Raw genomic sequence first — 23,148 nt, forward strand, 5'->3', positions numbered from 1 at the left:
AACCCCGACTGCGCTGCTCCCCGCGCACGCGGGGATGGACCCACACCCGTCGCCGACTCCACCCTGACCCTGGACTGCTCCCCGTGCACGCGGGGATGGGCCTACCTACGTATCCCGCCCGCTCTGCCTGATGTTGCTTCGGGTTACTTGGAAGACTTTGACATGGAATTGCCCCGTTCCCCGCCGCGTGAGTGTGGCCGTCTTCGCTTCGCGCGTCAAGGTCGTACGTCCTCGCTTCGCTCCGGGCGCTCCACCTTGACCCGCTTCGCTACGACGGCGGATGGGCGGCTATCGGGAAACGGGGGGGCGTGTGGTCGGGGCGGCAGACGTCCCCGGGCTTCGCCCGGCCCCGGCCAGCGGTCCGGCTGTGGTCAGCCGGATTCCCGTCCTTCTGCCTGGCTTCATCGGCAGGCGCGTCCCAATCCAGTGACCGGGCAGCGACGAAGCGCCCGAACAGGTCGGGTGTGGGGCCGAGCACGCCCCACCTGCCTGACCGGCTCGGGCGCGAGGGGATGTGCCCCGCCCCCTCCGGGCCGGCGATTTTGGGGCCTTTTTCGGCGTGATCTTGCTACCAGGGGCAATCTCGGCGCCCAAGTTGCCTCTGGTAGCAAGATCACCGCGGATTAGTGGGTTTCGGAAGCAGCGGATCTTCAGAGGGCCGGGTTTCGGACCCCAACGGCCCCGGCTTCCATCCCCGCTGCCTGCCATCGCCACCGCTGGCACCGCCATCGCCCCTGACGCCCCCCGCTGCCGCGCGGGAGCCGGTAACCGGCCGCGGCACGGCCGGGTCGCCACCCCCAGGCCCCGGGAGCCAGCCAAGCCGAATCAACTGCTTTCGTACGCGATTCCCTTGGCCTGCGGAAAAGGGGAGCCGCCAGCTGCGACCGCTCCCCGATGTGCGGTCAGGGCATCGATGAGATGACGTTCGCTGCTTCGTCCAACCAGACGGTCTGCTGGTCCACGGACACGGTCATCCCGAACCGGTCCACGCCGGGGCGGCCGGAGTCGAGCCACCACTGGTAGGCCGCCTCGAACTCCGTGAACAGCTGCCGGGACCCGTACTGGCGAACCTCGTGTGAGGTCGCGCCCGGATCGACGTGCCAGGACGCCCAGGACCCGCTGTCGGGATCGACCAGGTACATGACGAACCGCTGGTCGTCCTCGTTCTCGTGGAACTCGATCACGTTGACCACGGTGGGCATGTGCAGCCCGATCGCGAAGTTCGCGTCGAACGCCAGTGGGCCGTTCGGCTGCGTACCGGTGCGTCTGACTCTGAACTCGTGCTCGTCGCTGACGTGGGTCGCCACCACCTGGCCGGGGGTGCGCTGGTGGCGCACCCACATGAAGGCGACGTTGCCGCAGAACCGCCCGCTCGCGGTGCCGTGTGAGCCGACCTGTAGGTCGGCCAGGACACCGTTGTGGAAGGCGTTGCCCCACGGCGTGAGGATCTTCCCGCCCGGCTGGCTCTGGGCGATCCAGTGGTAGGGCACCCGCTTCACGGCCGCGGTGCTGATCACCCGGTCGAACGGGGCGCGTGCGGGCCAGCCCTGGGTCCCGTCCCCGGTGACGACCAGCGGCACGAATCCGGTGCCCATCAGGTTGACGCGGGCCTGCTCGGCGACGGTCGGGTCGACCTCGACGGTGGTGACCGCTTCGTCGCCCAGGAGGTGGGAGAGAAGGGCCGTGTTGTACCCGGTGCCCGTGCCGATCTCCAGTACCCGCATACCGGGGTGGACATCGAGTCGGCGCAACATGTCGGCGACGACGGAGGGCATGGACGCCGAACTGGTCGGATACCCGGTGCCGTCCTCGGCCCCGTCGTCCACCTGGGTGACGAGCGGGATGTCGTCGTAGGCGACCCCGAGCCACTGTTCCGATGCGCTGAGCCGGTCCACGGTGGTCCCGTCGGGCAGGGTGACCTGGTCGGGCAGGAACCTGTGGCGTTCCACGAACTCGAACGCGCTTCGCCAGTGCGGGGGAAGCCCGCCCGCCTGGAGCAGGTGGGCGACCAGCTTTTCGTGTGAGGGGGTCACGGCTTGTCCTACCTCTCGTGTTTGCCGCAGCCGGAGCCGCTGGGGTTGGAGGCGGGCGCGGGGAGCGGGCGGGCGGTCCGGCGCCCGTCGCTGCCGGCGGAGTCCTGGTGCTTGTACGCGGTGGTGTGCGGGGTCGGGATCTTCAAGGCTGTCCTCTCAATGGGGGGTGCCGCGGCCGTGGGCCGGGCGGCGTGTTGGGAGGCAGGCGAGCTGTCCGGGCCATGGTGTCCGGCTCGCGCGACTGGTCGGTCAACCCGGTGTGGCGGCCCTCTGCCGTGAGGTCGAGCGTCTGGTGGACTTCGGCCTCCCAGACGTCGTTCCTACCGGCTGCGTGCTCCTCGTGTGGGTGAAATGGGGAGGTTTACAGCAGGTTTGAGAAGACGTGCTGGATCAGGGCGCCCGCTGCGGTGGCCAAAGCATAGATGGTCACGAACCAACCGAATTTACGCCGGGGCTTGCGGTGGCTGCGGGGGCGCCGGGGAAGCGGGGGCAGTCCGGGGCCGGGCCGGGTAGGACCGTCGTCGGGGGCCGGGCGCGGGCGCGGGCGCGGTGCCGGGGCGGGGGGTCGGCGTCGCTGAGCGGCCACGTGCATCCAGGTGGGCAGTTCCCCGTGCGCCAGCCGGTGCTCCACCCGGGGGTTTCCGCGCATCTGCGAGAGCAGCTGTTCCTGGCGGCCGGCCGCTTGCGGTCGGGTGCTGGCCCGCTGGGGAGCAGGGGTGTGGGAGAAGCGGCGGCCCCGGGGCGCGGACAGGACCTGGCGCACCCCGGCGGAGACCGGTACGGGTGGTGTCGTGGTCATCGGATCGGCCTCCCGAGCTCGATGGTGAGTTCGAACTCGGCCCAGGTGACGGTGCCCAGCCCCTCGCAGAAGGGGAAGTCCACCACCCGGCGGGTGCCCCAGGCAGCGGCCAGGTGGTCGATGAGCAGCAGACCCCGGCCGCGTTCGGCCTCGGCCCATTCCTCCACCGAACGCTCACGCGGGACAGCGGGGGTCTGGGGCCGGTCGGGGCGGTGCCCGTCGTCGACGACCTCCATCCGGACCCTGCCCGGGGCCGGGACGGTCAGGGTCCGGATCACCCGCCCCTCGGGTTCGGCGCCGGAACGGGAGTGGTCCACGGCGTTGGCGAACATCTCGCTCACGCACAGCACCATCGCCTCGGCGGTCTCCTGGTCGAGTTCGGGCAGCTGGCGCAGGTCGGCGTTGAGGTCCGCGCGCACCCAGGAGGTCTGTTCGAGGGTGCCGGGGTAGACGCGGGTGGGCCAGCGGCGCACCGGTTCGGATTCGGCGTAGGAGTGGTGCGTGGATCGGGGTTGGGGCACAATGGCCATGTCAATCACGCTTTCTCTTTTCAACGGGTGGAACTGGTTGACCTGCTCTGGGGGTGTTGGTGCACCCGCCAGAGCTTTTTCGTGCAAGGGCTTGTTGTGCGGGCTACTTCGTGAGAGCTCGCGCCGGTGTTGGGCGGATGCGGGAGGCGAGTTCCACCAGTCGGTGCTGGGATTCCTCCACCGGCAGTGCGGCCCCCTGGAGGGTGGCGAACAGGTCCGTGTAGCTCTTGACCTGTGACACCTCGCTGATGACCTGACCCGGTCCGCGCGGGTGGGGGATGTAGACCAGGGTGTGGCTGGGGGAGAAGGACAGGGTCCAGAACGCCCCGCCCAGGCCGGGGTGGAAACCGGTCCCGTTCGGGAGAAGGTGCACGCTGATCCCGTCGGCCTGGGCCAGGTGGTGCAGGTGGGTCAATTGGGCGCGCGTCACTTCGGGCTCGGCGGGGGACCGCGTGAGGGCGGTGTCGTCCACGACCAGGCAGTGGAAGGGCGCCCCGCCCGTGCCGGCGACCGAGAGGCGGGGCAGGTGGGGGCGGTCGCCGTCCAGGTGGGCCGACTCCATGGGGTGTTCGGCCTGTTCCAGGGCTGCCCGGTAGCTGTCGGTCAGGTAGGGGGCGGGGAGTACGAGGGGTGCGTAGGCGCGGACCTGGAAGGCTTCGGGGAGCACGTCGGTGATGGTCACCGGGCGACGGAGGAGTTCGGTGAGGTGGGTCTGGGCCCAGGCGTCCCACAACCGGCCACCGCAGTTCAGGGTGCGGTCCAGGTCCTGAGCCAGCCGCCTGCCGGGGTCCAGGTCCCCGGCCTCCACCTCCTGGAGCAGCTCCGGGGTGGTCAGGGTGATGTCGGCGAGCATGCCGAGCTGGAAGTGCTGCTGCTTGCGCGCGGCCCACACCCGAGCCCCGAACCCCTCCCATCCCGCCCCGGATCCAGTAGGTGGCTTGTCGTTGGTGTTCGCTCGTATCTGACTGCGTTCAGGCATAACGCCTCCACGGAGAAGTGGGGCACCGCGCCCAAAACGTGTGCGGTGCGTTGAGGCCCAACTACACTGAAGCACAATGCGTGCATGCATTGCAATATGCTTTGCGTTAATGCATTGCATGTCCGAGTTGTGTAGTTCGAGGAAGGGCGGGAGGCTTGACCCATGCCGCCAAAGGAGAGTCCGACGATCGCGCAATGGCAGCTCGCCCAGGCACTCGCTGCTCTACGCGGTCGCACCCCTCAGCGACAGCTCGCCAAGGAGCTGGACATCGACGCCAGTACGCTCGTGCGCTGGGAAGGGGGTGAGACGGTCCCCAGGGAGAAGCAGCTACGCAAGGTGCTCGCCCACTTCGAGGTGGCCGAGGCTGAGATCGAAAGATTCGTCAAGCTACGCACCGACGCAGCGGCCCCCTCGTGGTGGCAGGACAGCGATGTCGCGAAGGCCTACGGCCAGTACATCGACTTGGAACGAGTCGCCACCCAAATCGCCACCTACCAGGACCGCCTGGTCCCGGGACTCTTGCAGACCGAGGCTTACGCCCGCGCCATCCTGGTGGCCGGACACCCCAGAGCCACACCGGAAGAGATCGACGGCCTGCTCCAGGTGCGACTCACGCGCCAGGAGGAATGGGCTCAGGGAGATGCTCTGTTCTGGGCGATCATCGACCAAGCTGCCTTGGAGAAGCACATAGGCGGCGTGGCCGTCATGCGCGAGCAGGTGCAGTATCTGCTTGAGGTAGTCCAGCATCCGCGAGTGGACCTTCAGGTCCTTCCGAACTCCGCAGGGGCGCACGTTGCGCTTCAATCGGGATCGTTCGTGCTCCTGGAAGTGGAGAACCCGCCCCTGCAGGCTGTCTACGTTGAGGCGCACACCAGGAACCTGTTGTTGGACCACCCGCGCGAGGTCACAGCGCATCGAGGCATGCTGGACCACCTGCGTGCTGCGGCGGCGAACACTCCTGAGACCCATCGGCTTCTGTCGCGGCTCCTGCGTCAGTACGAATCACCAGAAGGATGAACATGGGATCCAACAGGTCCGAAGAGCACGCACCGCTGGGAAACTGGTTCAAGAGCAGCTACAGCGGGTCACATGGTGAATGCATTGAGGTCGCCAATCTGGCCAACGGCTCAGCGATGCGTGACACCAAGCATCGCTCGCTGGGTATGTTGACCTTCCCCGGCCTTGAATGGCAGGCCTTCCTGGCCGGGTCCCGAGTGGTGAATTGTCCACGTTGAAAATTCTTCGCGATCTTTATGGAAAAAAGCGCCTTATGTCTTATTCTCAACAACTTGCAGATTTCGGCATCCCTGCCGCCTAAAGCTGCAGGTCATTGAGGCTGCTCCCCGCGCACGCGGGGATGGCCCCAGCACCTCGCGGCCGTGCTCGTCGTGGTGAGCCTGCTCCCCGCGCACGCGGGGATGGCCCCAGGGACTGTTCTGGCTTGCCCGCGCCGGGCTGCTGCTCCCCGCGCACGCGGGGATGGCCCCTGCAGTGCGACGGCACCGACACCCGGTACCGGCTGCTCCCCGCGCACGCGGGGATGGCCCCTGCAGTGCGACGGCACCGACACCCGGTACCGGCTGCTCCCCGCGCACGCGGGGATGGCCCCCGGTGCGTGAGGTGGTGAAGGAGACGGTGACCCTGCTCCCCGCGCACGCGGGGATGGCCCGAGGCCGCCCCCGGTTCGGGGCGGCCTGTGGCGCTGCTCCCCGCGCACGCGGGGATGGCCCCCCTGGGGCGTAGGGGATGCGGGTCGGCAACCCTGCTCCCCGCGCACGCGGGGATGGCCCCTCCGACCACGAACCCGCTCTGGCTGTCGAACACTGCTCCCCGCGCACGCGGGGATGGCCCCGCGCGGTCGTGTGGCCGTGGGTGGCGTCCGCCCTGCTCCCCGCGCACGCGGGGATGGCCCCAGGGGCTCCGCGCGCCCCCTTCCACCGAAAGGCTGCTCCCCGCGCACGCGGGGATGGCCCCAGGGCGCGAGGACTTGTCGGAGGGCTGGAGGGCTGCTCCCCGCGCACGCGGGGATGGCCCCTCGTCGAAGGCGTGCACCGGCTCCAGTTCGGACTGCTCCCCGCGCACGCGGGGATGGCCCCGCGGCCACCAACAACGTCGGTGTGTCCCGCACCTGCTCCCCGCGCACGCGGGGATGGACCCAGCACGCGGCCACACTGGGCGTCGCCGTACCTTTGCTCCCCGCGCAGGCGGGGATGGACCCTGCGCGATGGCGGGTAGCGCACGGTCGTATGCCTGCTCCCTGCGCATGCGGGGGTCAATATCCTTCTTGGTCCCCGAACGCCCGGGGCGCAGTGCCCCATTACTCCCACGCCTGGAACCCCGTACCACAGGTATGTCGTTTTTGCCGGAGAACTGGTGAGTAGATGCTGGCCACATGAGGCCGAGGCAAATGTTCGATTCTTGGCCTGGACTGTCACCGGTGGGCATTTAGATAGCCGCCATGACCTCCCACTCCCCTTCCCAGCCCTGGAGGGACCCTCTCTCCGAGGCAGCCCGGCGCGTATGGGCCAAGCACGACTTCGACTCCGACGGCTGGCTTCCGCTCTACCGCCACATGGCCGACAGCGCCTTCGTCGCGGCCAAACTCTGGGACGAGTGGCTTCCCGGGCAGGTCCGTTCCCTCATCGCCTCAGCCCTCCCCGAAGGTGAGGCGGACGCCCGTCTGCTCACGGTCTGGCTCGCCGCCACCCACGACATCGGCAAGGCCACCCCCGCCTTCGCCTGCCAGGTCGAACACCTCGCGGACGACATGCGCGCGCACGGTCTCGACATGCCACTCCAAAAGCAGATGGCCGACCGGCGCCTCGCCCCGCACGGCCTCGCGGGCCAACTCCTCCTCCGGGACTGGCTGGTCGAACACCACGGCTGGCGCCTCCGCGACACCCACCAGCTCACGGTCATCGCTGGCGGCCACCACGGCATCCCACCGACCGACTTCGCCATCACGGAGCTGGACGAGCACCCCGAACTCCTGCGCACCCCCGGCAGCGCCCCCGCCTGGCAGCAGGCCCAGACCGAACTCCTGGACACGGCCGCCCACGCCACCGGGGCCTCCGCACGCCTCACGCACTGGCGCACCGCCAAACTCCCGCAGACCGCCCAGGTCCTGCTCACCGCCCTGGTCATCACCGCCGACTGGATCGCCAGCAACTCCGACTACTTCCCCTACTTCCCGGGCGAACGCGGCACCGACCCCGAACGCTCCGAACAGGCCTGGCGCCTCCTCGACCTCCCACGCCAGTGGGACCCCCAGCAGCCCCTGGGCACCCCCGCCGAACTCTTCGCAGAACGGTTCGACCTCCCCGCCGGAGCCCTCCCGCGCCCGGTCCAGGAACAGGCGGTCGAAGCCGCCCGGGACATGACCGGGCCCGGCCTGATGATCATCGAAGCCCCCATGGGCGAGGGCAAGACCGAGGCCGCCCTCACCGCAGCCGAGATCCTCGCCGCCGACACCTGCGCGGGCGGCTGCTTCGTCGCCCTGCCCACCATGGCCACCAGCAACGCGATGTTCGCGCGCTTCACCCACTGGCTGAACCACCTCCCCGGCATGCCCGAGGAAGCCGCCTCGATCTTCCTCGCGCACTCCAAGGCCCACCTCAACCAGGAGTTCTCCCACTACCTCGGCGGCGGCGCCCGCCTGGCCGCCGACACCGACCGGGACTCCGAGGGCCTGCCCGGCGGCACGGCACTGGTCGCACACCGCTGGCTGCGCGGCCGCAAGAAGGGCATGCTGTCCTCTTTCGCCGTCGGCACCGTCGACCAGCTCCTGTTCACCGGCCTCAAGAGCAAACACCTGGCCCTGCGCCACCTCGCCCTGGCGGGCAAGGTCGTCGTGATCGACGAGGCGCACGCCTACGACACCTACATGAACGCCTACCTCGACCGCGCCCTGGCCTGGCTCGGCAGGTACGGCGTGCCCGTCATCGTGCTCTCCGCGACCCTCCCGGCCCGGCGCAGGCGCGAACTCGCCCAGGCGTACACGGGGGCCTCACCCCGCACGGGCGGCGAGCACGGCTACGAGGCGGTCGGCCGGGCCGACGCCTACCCGCTGATCACCACTGCCCAACCCGGCACCGCACCGCGCCTGTACACCCCCGCCGCGTCCGGCCGGGCCACGGACGTGCTGGTGGAACCCCTCGGTGACGACCCCGCGACCCTCACCGAACGCCTGGAGCGGGAACTGGCCGACGGCGGCTGCGCCCTCGTCATCCGCAACACCGTCGCCCGGGTCCACGAGACCGCCGCCCACCTGCGCGACCACTTCGGCACCGCCTCGGTGACCGTCGCCCACTCGCGCTTCCTCGACCTGGACCGCACCGCCCGGGACGAACAACTCCTGCGCGAGTACGGCCCGCCGACCGAGGGCGCCGAACCCGGCGGAACCCGCCCCGCCCGGCACATCGTGGTGGCCAGCCAGGTCGTCGAGCAGTCCCTGGACGTGGACTTCGACCTGCTCGTCACCGACCTCGCCCCCCTCGACCTGGTCCTGCAACGCACGGGCCGCCTGCACCGCCACCCCAGGGGCGGAGGCCAGAGCCAGCGCCCGCCGCGCCTGCGCACGGCCCGATGCCTGGTCACCGGGGTGGACTGGGCCGAAACGCCGCCCCGGCCGGTGCGCGGCTCGCGCACCGTCTACGGCGGCTACCCGCTCCTGCGCGCCCTCGCCGCGCTCCGCCCGCACCTCGAAGCGGACACCGACAGCGCCCGCACCCTCCGGCTGCCCGACGACATCAGCCCGCTGGTCCAGGCCGCCTACCGCGACACCGATAACCACGCCGACACCGCACCGGCCGACTGGACCACGGCCCTGGACGAGGCCCGCGCCGCCCAGGAGGCCGAACAGGCCGACAAGGCCACCCGGGCTCGCACCTTCCTCCTCGACCCGGCGGCCCGCGACGGCCGGGCGGTCATCGGCTGGGTGGACGCCGGGGTCGGTGAGGCCGACGACAGCCAGAGCGGAAAGGCGCAGGTCCGCGACACCGGAGAGAGCCTGGAGGTGCTGGTCGCCCGCCGCTGCGCCGACGGCACGGTCACCACCGTCCCATGGCTGAGCGGGGGGCGCGGCGGGTTGCCGCTGCCCACCGAGTCCGTCCCCGCGCCCCAGGCCGCCCGTGCGCTCGCGGCCAGCGGCCTCCGCCTGCCCTACCAGTTCACCCTCACCGGCCAGATGATCGACCGCACCATCACCGAACTGGAGACCGACCTGGTCGAGGCCTGGCAGACCAAGGAAGCCCACTGGATCGCCGGGGAACTGGTCCTGTTCCTGGACGAGGACAACCGGGCCGAGCTGGCCGGGCACCGGCTCCACTACACCGAATCCGACGGCCTGGAGGTCACCCGTGCCCCATGACGCACCCCCGCCCGCGCCCACCCCAGGGGCCCCGAGCGAACCACCGCTCGTGGACACGCCCGCCTTCGACCTCACCCGCAGCCCCTGGATCCCGGTACTGCGCAACGACGGCACCGAGACCGAACTCTCCCTGACTGAGGTCTTCGAGCAGGCCGCGGACGTGCGCCGCCTGGTCGGCGACGTACCCACCCAGGACTTCGCGCTCCTGCGCCTGCTCCTGGCCGTCCTGCACGACACACTCGACGGCCCCCAGGAGATCGAGGACTGGGCGGACCTGTGGGAGGACGGGCTGCCTCTGGACGAGCTGCGCGCCTACCTGGACACCCACTGCGAGCGCTTCGACCTCCTGCACCCGCGCACCCCCTTCCTGCAGGTCGCGGACCTGCACACCAGCAAGGGCGAGCACTCGCCGCTGGACAGGATGGTCGCCGACGTCCCCAACGGCGCCCGCTTCTTCACCATGCGCGCCCACGGGGCACGGCGCCTCGGGTACGCCGAGGCCGCCCGCTGGCTGGTGCACGCCCACGCCTACGACCCCTCCGGCATCAAGACCGGGGCCGAGGGCGACCCCCGGGTGAAGGGCGGCAGGGGCTACCCCCAGGGCGTCGGCTGGGCGGGCAACCTGGGCGGGGTGTACGCGGAGGGCGACGACCTGCGCCAGACCCTCCTGCTCAACCTCATCGCCTTCGACACCCCCAACCTCGACACCGCCACCGAACCCGACCGGGACCGCCCCGCCTGGGCCCACCCGCCCGCCACCGCCGCACCCCTGGACGGCGCACAGGCCGCCACCCGCCCCTACGGGCTGCGCGACCTCTACACCTGGCAGAGCCGACGCCTGCGCCTGCACCACGACACCGAGGGGGTGTATGGAGTTCTGCTCTCCTACGGCGACCCGCTCACCCCCCGCAACATGCATCCACGCGAACCCATGTCCGCCTGGCGGCGCAGCCCCGCCCAGGAGAAGAAACTCCGCGAGGCCACCGTCTACCTGCCCCGGGAGCACGACCCGTCCCGCGCCGCCTGGCGCGGCCTGGGCGCCCTCGTCACCGGGAAGATGCGGGGCGCCGACCAGCGCCAGGAAGCGGCCGAGAAGGTGCGTCCCCGCGTCCTGGACTGGATCGCCCGTCTCACTGTGAATGACTACCTGCCTCACGGTTACCTCCTGCGGGCCCGGCTGGTCGGAGCGGTCTACGGCACCCAGCAGTCCGTCATCGACGAGATCGTCGACGACGCGGTCGCCATGCCCGTGGTCCTGCTGCACGAACGCAACCGCGAGCTGGCCCGGATCGCCGTCAGCGCGGTCACCGACGCCGAGGAGGCCGTCACCGCCCTGGGCGACCTGGCCACCGGCCTGGCCCAGGCCGCGGGGGCCGAGAGCGACGGGCCGCGCGCCACCGCCCGAGACCGCGCCTTCGGCGACCTCGACGCACCCTTCCGCAAGTGGCTGAGCGAACTGGTGCCCGCCAGGGCCGCCGACGGTGCCGACGACCCCCTGGACGACCCTCGGTACCCGATCGAACAGCGTCGGGAGTGGCAGCTCACCGTCCGCGAAACCCTCGCCCGGCTCGGCGACGAACTCATCGACTCGGCCAGCGAGGCCTCCTGGGAGGGACGCGTCATCGAGACGAAGAGCGGCGCGTTCTGGCTCAACACCTCCAGCGCCGACCTGCGCTTCCGCAGAGCCCTGCGCGCGAGCCTGCCCCTGACCGTCTCCGACCACAGCATGGAGGAAGCCAAGTGACCACGACGAGCCCCACCCGGTTCATCCACGACCTCGGGAACGTGGGGACGGCGGTGGACGAACGGGTCCGCCAGCTCCAGACCGGATACCTCAAGGACCTCTCCGAGTCCGTGGCCACCCTGGCCAAACTCCGCCGGGGCGCGGGCAGGACGATCGAGGAGGCACCGGAGCTGGTCGGACTCACCACCAACGAGGCCTTCTACGAGCACTTCCCCCTCGACCACCCCCGGATCGGCGACGCCGAGGCCGCCGTACACGAGGCACTCACCCTCTACGCGCTCCACCAGCAGTCCAAACGCGAGAAGGGCATGCACCGGCGCGGACACGAACTCGGCGCGGCGGTCCGCTGCCTCATGCCCTCCGGCGACATCGACGAACCCCTGCGCAAACGCTTCGTGCAGGCCCAGACAGCGAACAGTCCCACGACCCGTATCGACCGGCTGCGCGCCATCGTCACCCTCCTGCGCGGCGAGGACCTGCAGCTGGACTACGGGCTCCTCGCTGACCAGCTCTACGACGCCAGGACCCGCGCCGGAGCCGAACGCGTCCGCCGCTCCTGGGGACGCAGCTTCCAGGCGTACCGGCCCAGCAGAGCCGAACCGGCAGAGGCGCAGGGCCAGGACCAGGACAAGGGCGACGCAGACCCCGCCGAGTAGACCCGCGGGTGAACACGCGCCCCGGGTGGACACGCCCCCCGTACGCGCACCGCATAGAACACCGCATCGCACCGACAAGACGAGGACACTCCCCATGAGCCGCACCATTCTCGACGTGCACGTGCTGCAGACCGTGCCGCCCAGCAACCTCAACCGAGACGACACCGGTGCCCCCAAGACCGCCGTCTACGGCGGCGCCCGCCGATCCCGGGTCTCCAGCCAGGCATGGAAGCGCGCCACCCGGCTCGCCTTCGACGCCCTGGTCGACCCCCAGGACCTGGGCACTCGCACCAAGCGCGTCGCCGAACTCATCGCCGCCCGCATCCGTGAACTGGACGCCTCCATCGAGGAGACCGAGGCGCTCACCCTCGCCGCGGAGACGGTGCAGACGGCGACCGGCTCCAAGATCGAGGTGCCCAAGCGCAAGGCCGACGCCGCCAAGAAGAACGGCACGAAGGACCCCGCCCCCGAGTCCGCCTACCTGATGTTCCTCAGCGCCCGCCAGCGCGACGGGCTCGCCGAGCTCGCCGTGGAGGGCCGCGAGGACATCAAGGCTTTCCTCAAGGACAAGGACAACAAGGCGCGCGCCAAGTCCATCGCGGACACCCGCCACTCCGTCGACATCGCCCTGTTCGGCCGGATGGTGGCCGACGGGGCCGACATCAACGTCGACGCCGCCGCGCAGGTCGCGCACGCCATCGGCGTGCACCCCGTGGAGACCGAGTCGGACTACTACACGGCGGTCGACGACCGTAACCCCGAGGAGGAGACCGGGGCGGGCATGATCGGCACCGTCGAGTTCAACTCCTCCACCCTGTACCGGTACGCGGCCGTGGACGTGGACCTGCTGCGCAGGAACCTGGGGGAGGGGCTGCGCGAGGACGAGCCCGTCACCGAACCGCTGCGCCGCGCCGTGGAGGCGTTCGTGCGCGGGTTCGTGGAGTCGCTGCCCACCGGCAAGATCAACACCTTCGGCAACCACACCCTGCCCGACGCCGTCATCGTCAAGCTGCGCAACTCGCGCCCGATCAGCTTCGTCGGGGCCTTCGAGGAGCCGGTCGAGGCCGACGCCGGGCACGTCGCCCAGGCCAGCGCACGGCTCGCCGAGTACGTGCCGCAGGTGGAGCGGGCCTTCGGGGCAGCCGACGACGTCGACACCTGGGTGGTCCGGGTGGGGGAGCGCACCGCCAAGCTCTCCGGGCTCGGCGCCGAGGTCACCCTGCCCGAACTGGTCGAGCAGGTCGGCGCGGCCGTCGCCCAGCGTCAGGCGCCGCAGGCATGAGCGGGCCCGCCACACACACCCTGCCCCTGGTCCTGGCGGGCCCCCTCCAGGCGTGGGGGTCCTCCTCCCGGTTCGCCCGCCGGGGCACCGAGAACGCCCCCACCAAGAGCGGCGTGGTCGGGCTGCTCGCCGCGGCCCTGGGCCGGGACCGCACCGCCGACCTGTCCGACCTGGCGGCGCTGCGCTACGGGGTGCGCGCCGACCAGCCGGGGACCCGGGTACGCGACTACCAGACCGCCCACCACCTGGTCACCGGCGTGTCCATGCCGGTGTCCGAGCGCTTCTACCTGTCCGACGCGGTGTTCGTCGCCGCGGTCGAGGGCGAGCCGGAGCTGGTCGGGGAGCTGTACGAGGCGGTGCGCGGCCCCGTCTACCTGCCCTACCTCGGCAGGCGCTCCTGCCCGCCGTCCCGCCCCCTCGACCTGGGTGAGCCGGTCGCGGGCCCCGTCGAGGAAGTGCTGCGCGACCAGCCGTGGCAGGCCTCGGCCTGGTACCAGCGGCGAGTCGGACGGTGCCAGGGGCCGGAGATCGAACTGGGCACCCTGGTGGACGCCGACCCCGGGGACGGCCGGGCCGACTCCCTGCGCGACCTTCCGCTCAGCTTCGACCCCCGGCACCGGCGTTACGGCCTGCGCGCGGTGCGGTCCGGTTCGGTCGCCGTCCCCAACCCGTTCCCGCGCCGTGTGAAGACGGCGCCCGACCACGAGCCCCTGTCCGCGCTGGGAGGCCCCTGATGCACCTCACCCGATTCCGCTTCAACACCCACCGGCCCGGCGCCCGGAAACTGCTCTCCTCACCGCAGGCCCTGCACGCCGCCGTCATGGGTGGATTCCCCGACCTGCTGCCCGGCGACCCCGGCGGCGGTCCCGGCCGGCCCCGGGTGCTGTGGCGGGTGGACCGCAACGCCAGGGCGGAGGTCTTCCTGTACGTGGTGAGCCCCGACCGGCCCGAACTCACCCACCTGGTCGAGCAGGCCGGCTGGCCTCAGGTCGAAACGGGCGCGGGGTGGCAGACCCACGAGTACGGCGGTTTCCTGTCCCGGCTGGAGGCGGGGCAGACCTGGGCATTCCGGCTGACGGCCAACCCCGTGCACAGCATCCGGCGCAAGGACGGCGAGGACACCAAACCGACCGCGCACGTCACCCCGCGGCATCAGGCGGGGTGGCTGCTCAAACGGCAGCAGCAGTGCGGGTTCGAGGTGATGCGGGCCAAGGACCCGGACCCGGCCCTGCCGGAGGTGGACGGCTACGAACTGCTGGTGCACGACCGCAACAGCTCGGGGTTCGACAAGCCCGACCCCAGGTCGGAGCGGAAGGGAAAACGGATGCGGGTGCCGGTGGTCACCGCGACCTTCGACGGGAGGCTGACCGTCACCGACCCCGAGGCGCTGCGGCGTGCCCTGAGCGCGGGGATCGGCCGGGCCAAGGCCTACGGCTGCGGGTTGATGACCCTGGCGCCGGTGGGGGAGCGATGACGACGATCGGCAGCAGGAGGGCACTGTCACCGCGGGAGCTGACCCGGATGCGGGACCGGGTGTCGTTCGTCTACCTGGAGCGGTGTGTGGTGCACCGGGAGGACAACGCCATCACCGCCGAGGACGGTGACGGGACCCGGTACATCCCCGGGGCGACCATCGGCACGCTCCTCCTGGGACCGGGGACGACCGTGACACAGGCCGCGATGAAGGTCCTGGGGGAGTGCGGGGCCAGCGTCGTCTGGGTGGGTGAGCACGGGGTGCGCTTCTACGCGGCGGGGCGGGGGCTGACGAGCTCTTCACGGATGGTGGAGGCACAGGCGACGGCGTGGGCCAACCGGCAACGGAGGCTGGATGTGGCCCGAGCCATGTACCGGCTGCGCTTCCCGGACCTGGAGGTCGAGCAGTTCAGCCGTCAGCAGCTCCTGGGCAAGGAGAGCGGTCGGGTCAAGGCCAGTTACCGGGCCGAGTCCGAGCGAACCGGTGTGCCGTGGCGCGGGCGGAAGTACGTACCCGGTCAGCACGACATGTCCGACGCGCCGAACAAGGGGATCACCTCTGCTGCGCAGTGCCTCTACGGGGTGGCCCACACGGTGACGGTCGCCCTGGGGTGCAGCCCGGGGTTGGGCTTCGTGCACTCGGGGCACGAGCGGGGGTTCGTCATGGACATCGCGGACCTGTACAAGGTGGAGATCGGAATTCCGGTGGCCTTCGATGCGGCAGCGCAGGGCGACGACGATGTTGACGGTGTGACCCGAAGGCTGCTCCGGGACCGGATCAACGAGGAGGGTCTGCTCGACCGGTGTGTCGGGGACGTCCGGAAACTACTTCTCGGCGATGCGGCCGAGGAGGGGACGGAAGAGGACAAGGTCGGCCTTGTCGGTGATGGCGACCAGTTGTTGGAGGCCGGACGACACCACCCCGAGGAGGTGGTGTGGTGACCGTCATCGTGTTGGCCAAGTGCCCCAAGGGGCTGAGAGGGTTCCTCAGCCGCTGGCTGATGGAGATCTCTTCGGGGGTCTTTATCGGAAACCCGTCCCGAAGGGTCAGGGAGGCGTTGTGGGCCGAGGTCCAGGAGTACGCGAACAACGGCCGGGCCCTGCTCGTGTACGGGAACGACTCAGAGCAGGGTTTCGCTTTCGAGACCTTCGAACACGACTGGGAGCCCAAGGACCACGAAGGGCTGGTGCTGATGCACCGCCCCAAGAAGCCCGCCAGGAGGAGTTCCACCATCCCCAAGACTGGTTGGAGCAAGGCTTCCAAACGACGTAGGTTCGGAAAACGATGAGTCGTATGGGGTCTATGGGGGATATGTTCCCAGTGTCTGTCTTTCGAGAAGTTGGAAAAATGGCCACTTGCCACTGGTAAGTAGCCAGGTCAAAAAGTCTGCTCCCCGCGCACGCGGGGATGGACCCGCGTCCATGCGCACCCGCCACCGGCCTCCCCCCTGCTCCCCGCGCACGCGGGGATGGACCCCCAGGGTTGGTGGCGATGCCCCAGGCCGCGAGCTGCTCCCCGCGCACGCGGGGATGGACCCGCGAATCTAAATACCTGGGGTTGGATTCCGCACTGCTCCCCGCGCACGCGGGGATGGACCCTGCGCGCCTACGTCCGCACCTTCGACGACCCGCTGCTCCCCGCGCACGCGGGGATGGACCCTGGTCCACGGTGATCTCCACCGGCTCGTCCCACTGCTCCCCGCGCACGCGGGGATGGACCCGCGAGGAACGCGGTGGCCCACCCGCCGGTGGCCTGCTCCCCGCGCACGCGGGGATGGACCCACATGCGGGTGCGCCCCGGGGATCTCTATGCGCTGCTCCCCGCGCACGCGGGGATGGACCCCCGTGGCCGTTGGGGCAGTGGTGCCATGAGGCCTGCTCCCCGCGCACGCGGGGATGGACCCCTGTACGCCTGGGTGGTCCGCCAACGGATGCTCTGCTCCCCGCGCACGCGGGGATGGACCCCCATTTCCCCGAACCCTGCCCGAAGGTAGAATCTGCTCCCCGCGCACGCGGGGATGGACCCCCGCTGGAGAAGCGTTCGTACCCGGTTCTCAGGATGAGCGGCTCTGCTCCCCGCGCACGCGGGGATGGACCCCGGAGCCTCAACCGGTAGAAGTTGAAGGAGTCCTGCTCCCCGCGCACGCGGGGATGGACCCTCTTCGGCGGTGAACGTGGCGGGCTTGCGGATCTGCTCCCCGCGCACGCGGGGATGGACCCGCCTCCTGGGTGAGGGCCGTGAGCTGCCAGTGCTGCTCCCCGCGCACGCGGGGATGGACCCACCCGCTGCCCCGACCCGCCCGCACCCAACGCCTGCTCCCCGCGCACGCGGGGATGGACCTGGCGGGAAGGCGACCGCGTTCTCCTGCCGACACTGCTCCCCGCGCACGCGGGGGTGGACCCGAGACCGCCCCCACCATCAAGCTCGCCCCAGACTGCTCCCCGCGCACGCGGGGATAGAGCCCTCACACGGGCCCCGCCCTCGCCCCACCAGGGCGATCGGAGCTACCCGGACGACGAAGTGCCACCGCCCTGCGGGACGGCCTCCTCGCTACCGCTCTCCTGCTTCCCGGGCTCCGCTGCGGCCTGCGCTTCCACCGGGGCCTGTGCTCCCTCGGCGGAGACCTCATCGTTCAGGCTCGCGTTCTTGACGAACCAGGACGCCACGGCCGCCGTGAGCACACCGACGAGGGCGATGCCGATGACCATCAGCCCCACGGCCACCAGCCTGCCCTCGGTCGTGACGGGGTAGTAGTCGCCGTAACCGACCGTCGTCACCGTCACGCAAGCCCACCACAGGGCGTCCCCGAACTCGGTGATGTTGGCTCCGGGCGCGCCCCGTTCCGCGTCGAGCACGGTGATGGCTCCCAGGAACACGATCAGAGCCGACGTGGTGCCCACGTAGAGGGACATCCGTCCGGCCAGGGTCCCGGCCATCGCACGGTTCAGCATGCGCAGGAGGGTGAGCATCCGCAGCACCCGGAGCGCGCGGAACATGGGGACCAGGATCAGCACGACGTCGTACCACCGCCGTGCCGCGTAGAGGAGGCGCTTCTCGGCCAGCCAGAGCCGGATCAGGAAGTCGATCGCGAACGCCGCCCACACCGTCCAGGACAGGATCTGGAGACGGGTCCGCATGACCTGGTCCATGTCCTCTTCGATGACCGGCCAGGCGTAGGCGACCAGGAACGCACCCGCGAGGAGCAGCAGCGGAACCTCGAGACGCCGTTCCCAGCGCGTGACGCGTTCACCGTGTTCGATTTCTTCTTTGGTTGCCATGAGTGGGGGAGGCTCCAATCCTCGGCGTGACCCGGAACCCGGGACGGCGCCGTTTCCTGGTCCGGGTGGCTGACCCTGGGGATTCGGTCGGATGCGTTGCGTTCGTGTCGAAGGTTGACACAGGTCAGGGGCACTATACGGAATCCTGCGGGCTGCTCCGGCATCGACCTGTACCGGCACGGGCACCGCAGCTTACGACGAGGCGTCCTGTGCTGTGGTTCCACTGTTTCACCAGCGCTTTCCCGGCCGGGGCCCATGAGCTCCCTGCTCCGCGCCGACGCGGAAGTGCGAGCGGCGTCACCGTGGTCTCGGCGTACTGCTTGACTGGGTCTTTGAAGCGATGACCGGAACGCGCCACGGGCCCCGTTCTCCTCTGCGTCCCCTCTGCGCTTCCTCCGTGCTGTCTCTGTGCTGTGAGATCCGCTCTGTCGGTAGGGAACTGGGAGGCCGTTATGGGTTTTCGAACCGGAAGTGTCGCCGGCGGCGTGCTGGTGTTGACGGCGCTCCTCTCCGGTTGCACGGGCACCACCGGGTCGTCGGAAGGGCTCCTGCCCGAGGGCGGTTTCGACTACCAGCTGGGCGGCGCGTACCCGCCGCCCGAAGGCGTCACCACCGTGGTGCGCGATTCCTCAACCGAGCCCGCCCCGGGGCTCTACTCGATCTGTTACGTCAACGGTTTCCAGACCCAGCCCGGCGACCTCGACCGTTGGCTGGCGCAAACCCCGGACCTGCTGTTGCGCGACGAGGACGGGGAGCCGGTCGCGGACCCCGGGTGGCCCGACGAAGTACTGCTGGACACCTCCACCCGCGCGGGGCGGGAGCGGATCGCCGTGCTCCTCACCGCGACCGTCGACCGGTGCGCCGACTCGGGGTTCGACGCGGTGGAGTTCGACAACCTCGACTCGTACCTGCGTTCCGGCGGGCTGCTGACCGCCGACGACAACCTGGCCCTGGCCGGTGAGCTCACCGCCCTCGCCCACGACCGGGGGCTCGCCGCCGCCCAGAAGAACGCGGCGGAGCAGGCCGAACGGGGCAGGGACGAAGCCGGTTTCGACTTCGCCGTGACCGAGTCCTGCGCGGCGTGGGCGGAGTGCGGCGCCTACACCGAGGTCTACGGCCCCGACAACGTGCTCGCCGTGGAGTACCCGCAGGAACTGGAGGACGCCGGTCTCACCTTCCACGAGGTGTGCGGCGGCGCCTCCGCCCCGGCCAGGACCGTCCTGCGCGACCACGACCTGGTGGCCGCCACCGAACCGGGACACCTGTACGCCGCCTGCTGAGGGTTCTTCCCCGCGCCTCGGGCACTGGCTAGTCTGGCGTGGCTGGGAGACGTCTTCTGGGAAGCGGGCACATGGCACCCAACATCGCCACCAACACCGAGGTCGGCCTCGACGGGCTCCTGGAGTTCGTACGGCCCCGGCACCGGGCCCTGCTGATCACGCGGAGGGCGGACGGCGGCCCCCAGGCCTCGCCGGTGGTGTGCGGGGTCGACACCGCCGGGCGGATCGTGGTCTCCACCTACCCGGAACGGGCCAAGGCGCGCAACGCCCGCAGGGACACCCGGGTGAGCGTCGTCGTCCTCTCGGACGACTTCGACGGCCCCTGGGTGCAGGTGGACGGGGAAGCCGAGGTGATCGAGGGGGAGGACGCCGTCGAACCCCTCGTGGAGTACTTCCGGGTGATCTCCGGTGAGCACCCCGACTGGGACGAGTACCGGGAGGCGATGCGCCGCCAGGGCAAGGCCCTGGTGCGCGTCAGCCCTCAGCGGTGGGGGCCGGTGGCGACCGGCGGGTTCCCCGCGGACCGGGTCTGAGCGGCCCGGTTCCGGCTCCGGGGGTTTCGAGGAGTGCCCGGACGGCATCGCGGTGCTTCTCCCCGGCGGTGGCCCCGGTCCGCGAAACCCCTCCGGAACCCGTCGTCCCAACGCGGACACCCGGTTTTCCCATCTCTTCCCAGCTCTCGTTTTCGGTCCCCGCGCGCCGGGTACCGGAGCACCCACATCCCCCTGAAAACACATCCGACGACTGACGAACAGGGGAGCACATGCCGCAGGCCCGCCACACGCCCGCAGCCCGCACCGGCACGGGACGGGGTCTCCGGTGACCGGCTGGAAGGCACCCCTGGCGATGGCCGGGGCCCGCTGGGCCTGGACCCGGGTCCGCCACAGGTACGCGCCGGCCCCCGAACCCGTGCCCGCCTACAAGCGCAACCTCGAACTCCTCGCCTGGGGCGCGGCCGGAGCAGTCCTCGGTGTGGGCGCCTCGGCGCTGTCCGAACACCGACGCTCGGGGCTCATGTCCGGCAAGGTCGTCCTGATCACCGGCGGCTCCCGCGGGCTCGGCCTCCAGTTGGCCCGCGAGTTCGGATCCTGCGGGGCCTCGGTGGTGATCTGCGCCCGCGGACGGCAGGACCTGGAGAGGGCGGTCGCCGAACTCACCGGTCGGGGTGTGGACGCGCATGGCGTGGCCTGCGACGTCACCGACCCGGAGAGCGTCGAGTCGCTGCTCGACGAGGCCCTGGAGCGCTTCGGCCGCCTCGACGCGGTGGTCAACAGCGCCGGGATCATGCGGGTCGGCCCCCAGGAGACCATGTCCGACGAGCACTTCGTCCAGGCCATGGACGTCATGTTCTGGGGACCCTTCCACCTCTCCCGGGCCGCGGTCGACCGGCTGCGCGAACACCGGGGAAGCATCGTCAACATCACCTCCGTCGGCGCCTACCTGTCGGTGCCGCACCTGCTGCCGTACTCCGTCGCCAAACACGCCTGGGCCGCGCTGTCCGAGGGCATGGCCGCCGAGACGGCGGGGACCGGGGTGCGGGTCACCACCGTGGTGCCCGGCCTGATGCGCACCGGGTCGCCCCGCGGCGTGGTCTTCACCGGCGACCCCGAACGCGAGTACGCGTGGTTCGCCCTACTGGCCGGGCTGCCGCTGCTCAGCGTGAGCGCCGAACACGCCGCCCGCCGCATCGTGCGCGCCACCGCCCGGCGGCGCGGGTTCCTCGTCATCTCCCCGGCGGCCCGGGTCGGCCTGGCCGTGCACGGGCTCGCGCCGGGGCTCACCCAGGAGGCGATGCGGCTGGTCGGCCGGCTGCTGCCCGACGCACCCCGCCAGGCGGAGGAACGCCTCGGAGCGGAGGCGGCCCGGAGCAGGGTGGGGCGCCTGGTGGGCGCCGCCGCCGTCCTCAACGAACGGGCGGGTCGGCGGATGAACCAGCGCTCCAGGGCGGGGGAGGAGCGAGCCGGGTAGGTCACGTGGAGAGCAGGCACCTCGACGTACCGGGAGGTCCAGTACCGAATCGGCCGAGTACCGCACAGCCCGTGGCCGCCTTCCGGGTGCCAGGGCGGAGAGGACTCCGAGGATGACGTGTCCGGGATGACCGTCGGACCCGTAACGGGCCCGGTGCCCGCCACCGGCCCCGGGCCCACCGGCAAGCGACACCGTCGAGAGGAGGAAATCCGCATGAGTGCGTCAAGTACGGACCGGACCCTGCGCCACCCCGACCCCATGCCGCCGGACCCGTTCCCGCCCGCGCCGATGCCGCCCGGGCCGGTACCCCCGGACCCGGGTCCCGAACCGGACCCGGAACCCGGGCCGCCCGGCCCGATCCCCGACCCGCCGGGCCCCGAACCCGAACCGGAGCCCGCCTGAGGCCCGCCTGACGGAGGCAGGGCTCGTCCCGGGGCGCACCCCGCCGGTGTGCCCCGTGGCCCGGCCGGGCCGGTGTGGTGACTCTGGGTATCCAACCTTGACGTCTGGGCGACGGGAACTTAGCTTCGTCGGTAAACAACCCTTCCGGATCCGGGCCGTGCGAACTCCCAGACCCCCGCCGCACGGCCGGTCCGCACCCCGCCGGAGGCACCCTTGGCGCGTCACCGCACCACCCCCGTCCGAAGAAACCCCTTCCGCACCCTCGGCCCCGCCGCTGTGGGAGCGCTCCTACTCGGGGCGTCCCTGCTCGCCCAGGGCCCGGCCGACCGGGCCGGCGCCGCCCCCGTCGCCGACGGCGCCTCCCAGGGCCCCGCCGGGGCACACGGCCGGCTCCAGGTGTGCGGGCTCAAGCTCTGCGACGAGAACGGCCGACCGGTCCAGCTCACCGGGATGAGCTCGCACGGGCTCCAGTGGTTCGACCACTGCCTCACCGACGCCTCACTCGACGCCCTCGCCCACGACTGGGACGCCGACGTCCTACGGGTGTCCACGTACGTCCAGGAGGGCGGTTACGAAACCGACCCGCGGGGCTTCACCGACCGGGTGCACGAGCTCATCGGGGAGGCCACCGAACGTGGCCTCTACGTGATCGTGGACTGGCACATGCTGACGCCCGGCGACCCCAACCACAACACCGGCCTCGCGCTGGACTTCTTCGCGGAGATCGCCTCGGTCCACGCCGACAAGGACAACGTCCTGTACGAGATCGCCAACGAGCCGAACGGGGTCTCCTGGGGCGCGATCAAGGGCTACGCCGAGGAGGTCATCCCGGTGATCCGTGCCCGGGACCCCGAAGCGGTCGTCCTGGTCGGCACGCGGGCGTGGTCGTCGCTGGGCGTCTCGGAGGGCTCTGACCACACCGAGATCGCCGCCGACCCGGTGGCCGCCGACAACATCATGTACGTCTACCACTTCTACGCCGCCTCACACGACGGGGTGCACTTCGACGTCTTCCGGCAAGCCGCCCGGGAACTGCCGCTGTTCGTGACCGAGTTCGGCACCCAGGAGTACACCGGCGACGGTCCCGACGACTTCGCCTCCGCGCAGGCCTATCTCGACTTCATGGCCGAGGAGCAGATCAGCTGGGTCAACTGGAACTTCTCGGACGACTTCCGCTCCGGCGCCGCCTTCGAACCCGGAACCTGCCACGCCGGCGGGCCCTTCGCCGGAACCGGCGCGCTCAAACCCGCGGGGGAGTGGATCCGCGACCGGATCCGCACCAGCGGCACCGGAGCCTGACCCCGGTACGACGGACCCGGGACCGGCACCTCGGCGCCGGTCCCGGGGCCGCGCCC

Annotated in this window: 21 protein-coding genes and 3 CRISPR repeat arrays (1 of these 24 only partly in view); of the genes, 15 read left to right on the forward strand and 6 right to left on the reverse strand. The window is 70.9% G+C overall.

Features of this window, described 5'->3' with window-relative positions:
- Positions 1–103: direct repeats of the CRISPR family, unit length 29 nt; unit sequence CTGCTCCCCGCGCACGCGGGGATGGACCC (it extends 1,329 nt beyond the left edge of the window).
- Between the two features lie 799 nt (positions 104–902).
- The 5 genes from ACUKCB_RS03495 to ACUKCB_RS03515 form a co-directional block, all read right to left on the reverse strand.
- Positions 903–2,033 carry a methyltransferase domain-containing protein gene (locus ACUKCB_RS03495; RefSeq protein WP_473038998.1) on the reverse strand — a complete coding sequence of 377 codons (1,131 nt, stop codon included), beginning with the start codon at positions 2,031–2,033 and terminating at the stop codon, positions 903–905.
- 8 nt (positions 2,034–2,041) lie between these two features.
- On the reverse strand, positions 2,042–2,179 hold the full coding sequence (locus ACUKCB_RS03500; RefSeq protein WP_473038999.1) for a hypothetical protein: 138 nt from the start codon (positions 2,177–2,179) through the stop codon (positions 2,042–2,044).
- A 215-nt stretch (positions 2,180–2,394) separates the two neighbouring features.
- On the reverse strand, positions 2,395–2,832 hold the full coding sequence (locus tag ACUKCB_RS03505; RefSeq protein WP_473039000.1) for a hypothetical protein: 438 nt from the start codon (positions 2,830–2,832) through the stop codon (positions 2,395–2,397).
- A complete protein-coding gene (locus tag ACUKCB_RS03510) occupies positions 2,829–3,362 on the reverse strand; it encodes an ATP-binding protein (protein WP_473039001.1) in 534 nt (177 codons plus the stop codon). The genes ACUKCB_RS03505 and ACUKCB_RS03510 overlap by 4 nt, the downstream gene beginning before the upstream one ends.
- Before the next feature lie 103 nt (positions 3,363–3,465).
- Positions 3,466–4,341, reverse strand: a complete 876-nt coding sequence (locus tag ACUKCB_RS03515; RefSeq protein ID WP_473039002.1) for a DUF5753 domain-containing protein — start codon at positions 4,339–4,341, stop codon at positions 3,466–3,468.
- 162 nt (positions 4,342–4,503) lie between these two features.
- On the opposite strand from ACUKCB_RS03515, the gene ACUKCB_RS03520 reads away from it, so the two are divergent.
- The 10 genes from ACUKCB_RS03520 (at position 4,504) to cas2e (ending at position 16,153) form a co-directional block, all read left to right on the forward strand.
- A complete protein-coding gene (locus ACUKCB_RS03520; protein WP_473039003.1) occupies positions 4,504–5,358 on the forward strand; it encodes a helix-turn-helix domain-containing protein in 855 nt (284 codons plus the stop codon).
- A 2-nt stretch (positions 5,359–5,360) separates the two neighbouring features.
- Positions 5,361–5,576, forward strand: coding sequence for a DUF397 domain-containing protein (locus ACUKCB_RS03525; protein ID WP_473039004.1), 216 nt, complete (start codon positions 5,361–5,363; stop codon positions 5,574–5,576).
- A gap of 101 nt (positions 5,577–5,677) precedes the next feature.
- Positions 5,678–6,559: a CRISPR direct-repeat array (repeat unit 29 nt; unit sequence CTGCTCCCCGCGCACGCGGGGATGGCCCC).
- A gap of 240 nt (positions 6,560–6,799) precedes the next feature.
- Positions 6,800–9,709 carry a CRISPR-associated helicase Cas3' gene (gene cas3, locus ACUKCB_RS03530; RefSeq protein WP_473039005.1) on the forward strand — a complete coding sequence of 970 codons (2,910 nt, stop codon included), beginning with the start codon at positions 6,800–6,802 and terminating at the stop codon, positions 9,707–9,709.
- Between the two features lie 49 nt (positions 9,710–9,758).
- Positions 9,759–11,453, forward strand: a complete 1,695-nt coding sequence (gene casA, locus ACUKCB_RS03535) for a type I-E CRISPR-associated protein Cse1/CasA (protein ID WP_473039006.1) — start codon at positions 9,759–9,761, stop codon at positions 11,451–11,453.
- A complete protein-coding gene (gene casB / locus ACUKCB_RS03540) occupies positions 11,450–12,109 on the forward strand; it encodes a type I-E CRISPR-associated protein Cse2/CasB (RefSeq protein WP_473039007.1) in 660 nt (219 codons plus the stop codon). The genes casA and casB overlap by 4 nt, the downstream gene beginning before the upstream one ends.
- A 94-nt stretch (positions 12,110–12,203) precedes the next feature.
- On the forward strand, positions 12,204–13,391 hold the full coding sequence (gene cas7e, locus ACUKCB_RS03545) for a type I-E CRISPR-associated protein Cas7/Cse4/CasC (protein ID WP_473039008.1): 1,188 nt from the start codon (positions 12,204–12,206) through the stop codon (positions 13,389–13,391).
- The gene (gene cas5e, locus ACUKCB_RS03550) at positions 13,388–14,125 is read left to right on the forward strand and encodes a type I-E CRISPR-associated protein Cas5/CasD (protein ID WP_473039009.1); all 738 of its coding nucleotides are present in this window, start codon (positions 13,388–13,390) and stop codon (positions 14,123–14,125) included. Before cas7e ends, cas5e begins: the two co-directional genes overlap by 4 nt.
- A complete protein-coding gene (gene cas6e / locus ACUKCB_RS03555; RefSeq protein WP_473039010.1) occupies positions 14,125–14,865 on the forward strand; it encodes a type I-E CRISPR-associated protein Cas6/Cse3/CasE in 741 nt (246 codons plus the stop codon). Before cas5e ends, cas6e begins: the two co-directional genes overlap by 1 nt.
- On the forward strand, positions 14,862–15,806 hold the full coding sequence (gene cas1e, locus ACUKCB_RS03560) for a type I-E CRISPR-associated endonuclease Cas1e (RefSeq protein WP_473039011.1): 945 nt from the start codon (positions 14,862–14,864) through the stop codon (positions 15,804–15,806). The genes cas6e and cas1e overlap by 4 nt, the downstream gene beginning before the upstream one ends.
- Positions 15,803–16,153 (forward strand): type I-E CRISPR-associated endoribonuclease Cas2e, encoded by a 351-nt coding sequence (gene cas2e / locus ACUKCB_RS03565; RefSeq protein WP_473040910.1) that lies wholly within the window; start codon positions 15,803–15,805, stop codon positions 16,151–16,153. Before cas1e ends, cas2e begins: the two co-directional genes overlap by 4 nt.
- A 98-nt stretch (positions 16,154–16,251) precedes the next feature.
- A CRISPR array of direct repeats spans positions 16,252–17,328; the repeat unit is 29 nt; unit sequence CTGCTCCCCGCGCACGCGGGGATGGACCC.
- A gap of 41 nt (positions 17,329–17,369) precedes the next feature.
- Here the strand turns inward: cas2e and ACUKCB_RS03570 are convergent.
- Positions 17,370–18,143: a potassium channel family protein gene (locus tag ACUKCB_RS03570; protein WP_473039012.1), complete on the reverse strand. Its 774-nt coding sequence runs from the start codon at positions 18,141–18,143 to the stop codon at positions 17,370–17,372.
- Between the two features lie 452 nt (positions 18,144–18,595).
- Between ACUKCB_RS03570 and ACUKCB_RS03575 the strand changes: the two genes are divergently transcribed.
- The 5 genes from ACUKCB_RS03575 to ACUKCB_RS03595 all read left to right on the forward strand — a co-directional run bounded on the left by ACUKCB_RS03575 (position 18,596) and on the right by ACUKCB_RS03595 (position 23,092).
- Positions 18,596–19,423 (forward strand): endo alpha-1,4 polygalactosaminidase, encoded by an 828-nt coding sequence (locus tag ACUKCB_RS03575; RefSeq protein ID WP_473039013.1) that lies wholly within the window; start codon positions 18,596–18,598, stop codon positions 19,421–19,423.
- 71 nt (positions 19,424–19,494) lie between these two features.
- On the forward strand, positions 19,495–19,956 hold the full coding sequence (locus tag ACUKCB_RS03580; protein ID WP_473039014.1) for a PPOX class F420-dependent oxidoreductase: 462 nt from the start codon (positions 19,495–19,497) through the stop codon (positions 19,954–19,956).
- Between the two features lie 286 nt (positions 19,957–20,242).
- Positions 20,243–21,391 (forward strand): SDR family NAD(P)-dependent oxidoreductase, encoded by a 1,149-nt coding sequence (locus ACUKCB_RS03585; RefSeq protein WP_473039015.1) that lies wholly within the window; start codon positions 20,243–20,245, stop codon positions 21,389–21,391.
- A gap of 213 nt (positions 21,392–21,604) precedes the next feature.
- A complete protein-coding gene (locus ACUKCB_RS03590; protein WP_473039016.1) occupies positions 21,605–21,793 on the forward strand; it encodes a hypothetical protein in 189 nt (62 codons plus the stop codon).
- Positions 21,794–22,006: 213 nt separating this feature from the next.
- Positions 22,007–23,092, forward strand: a complete 1,086-nt coding sequence (locus tag ACUKCB_RS03595) for a glycoside hydrolase family 5 protein (RefSeq protein WP_473039017.1) — start codon at positions 22,007–22,009, stop codon at positions 23,090–23,092.
- Positions 23,093–23,148: the final 56 nt, after the last annotated feature.

The sequence above is a fragment of the Nocardiopsis moroccensis genome, from assembly GCF_055763695.1.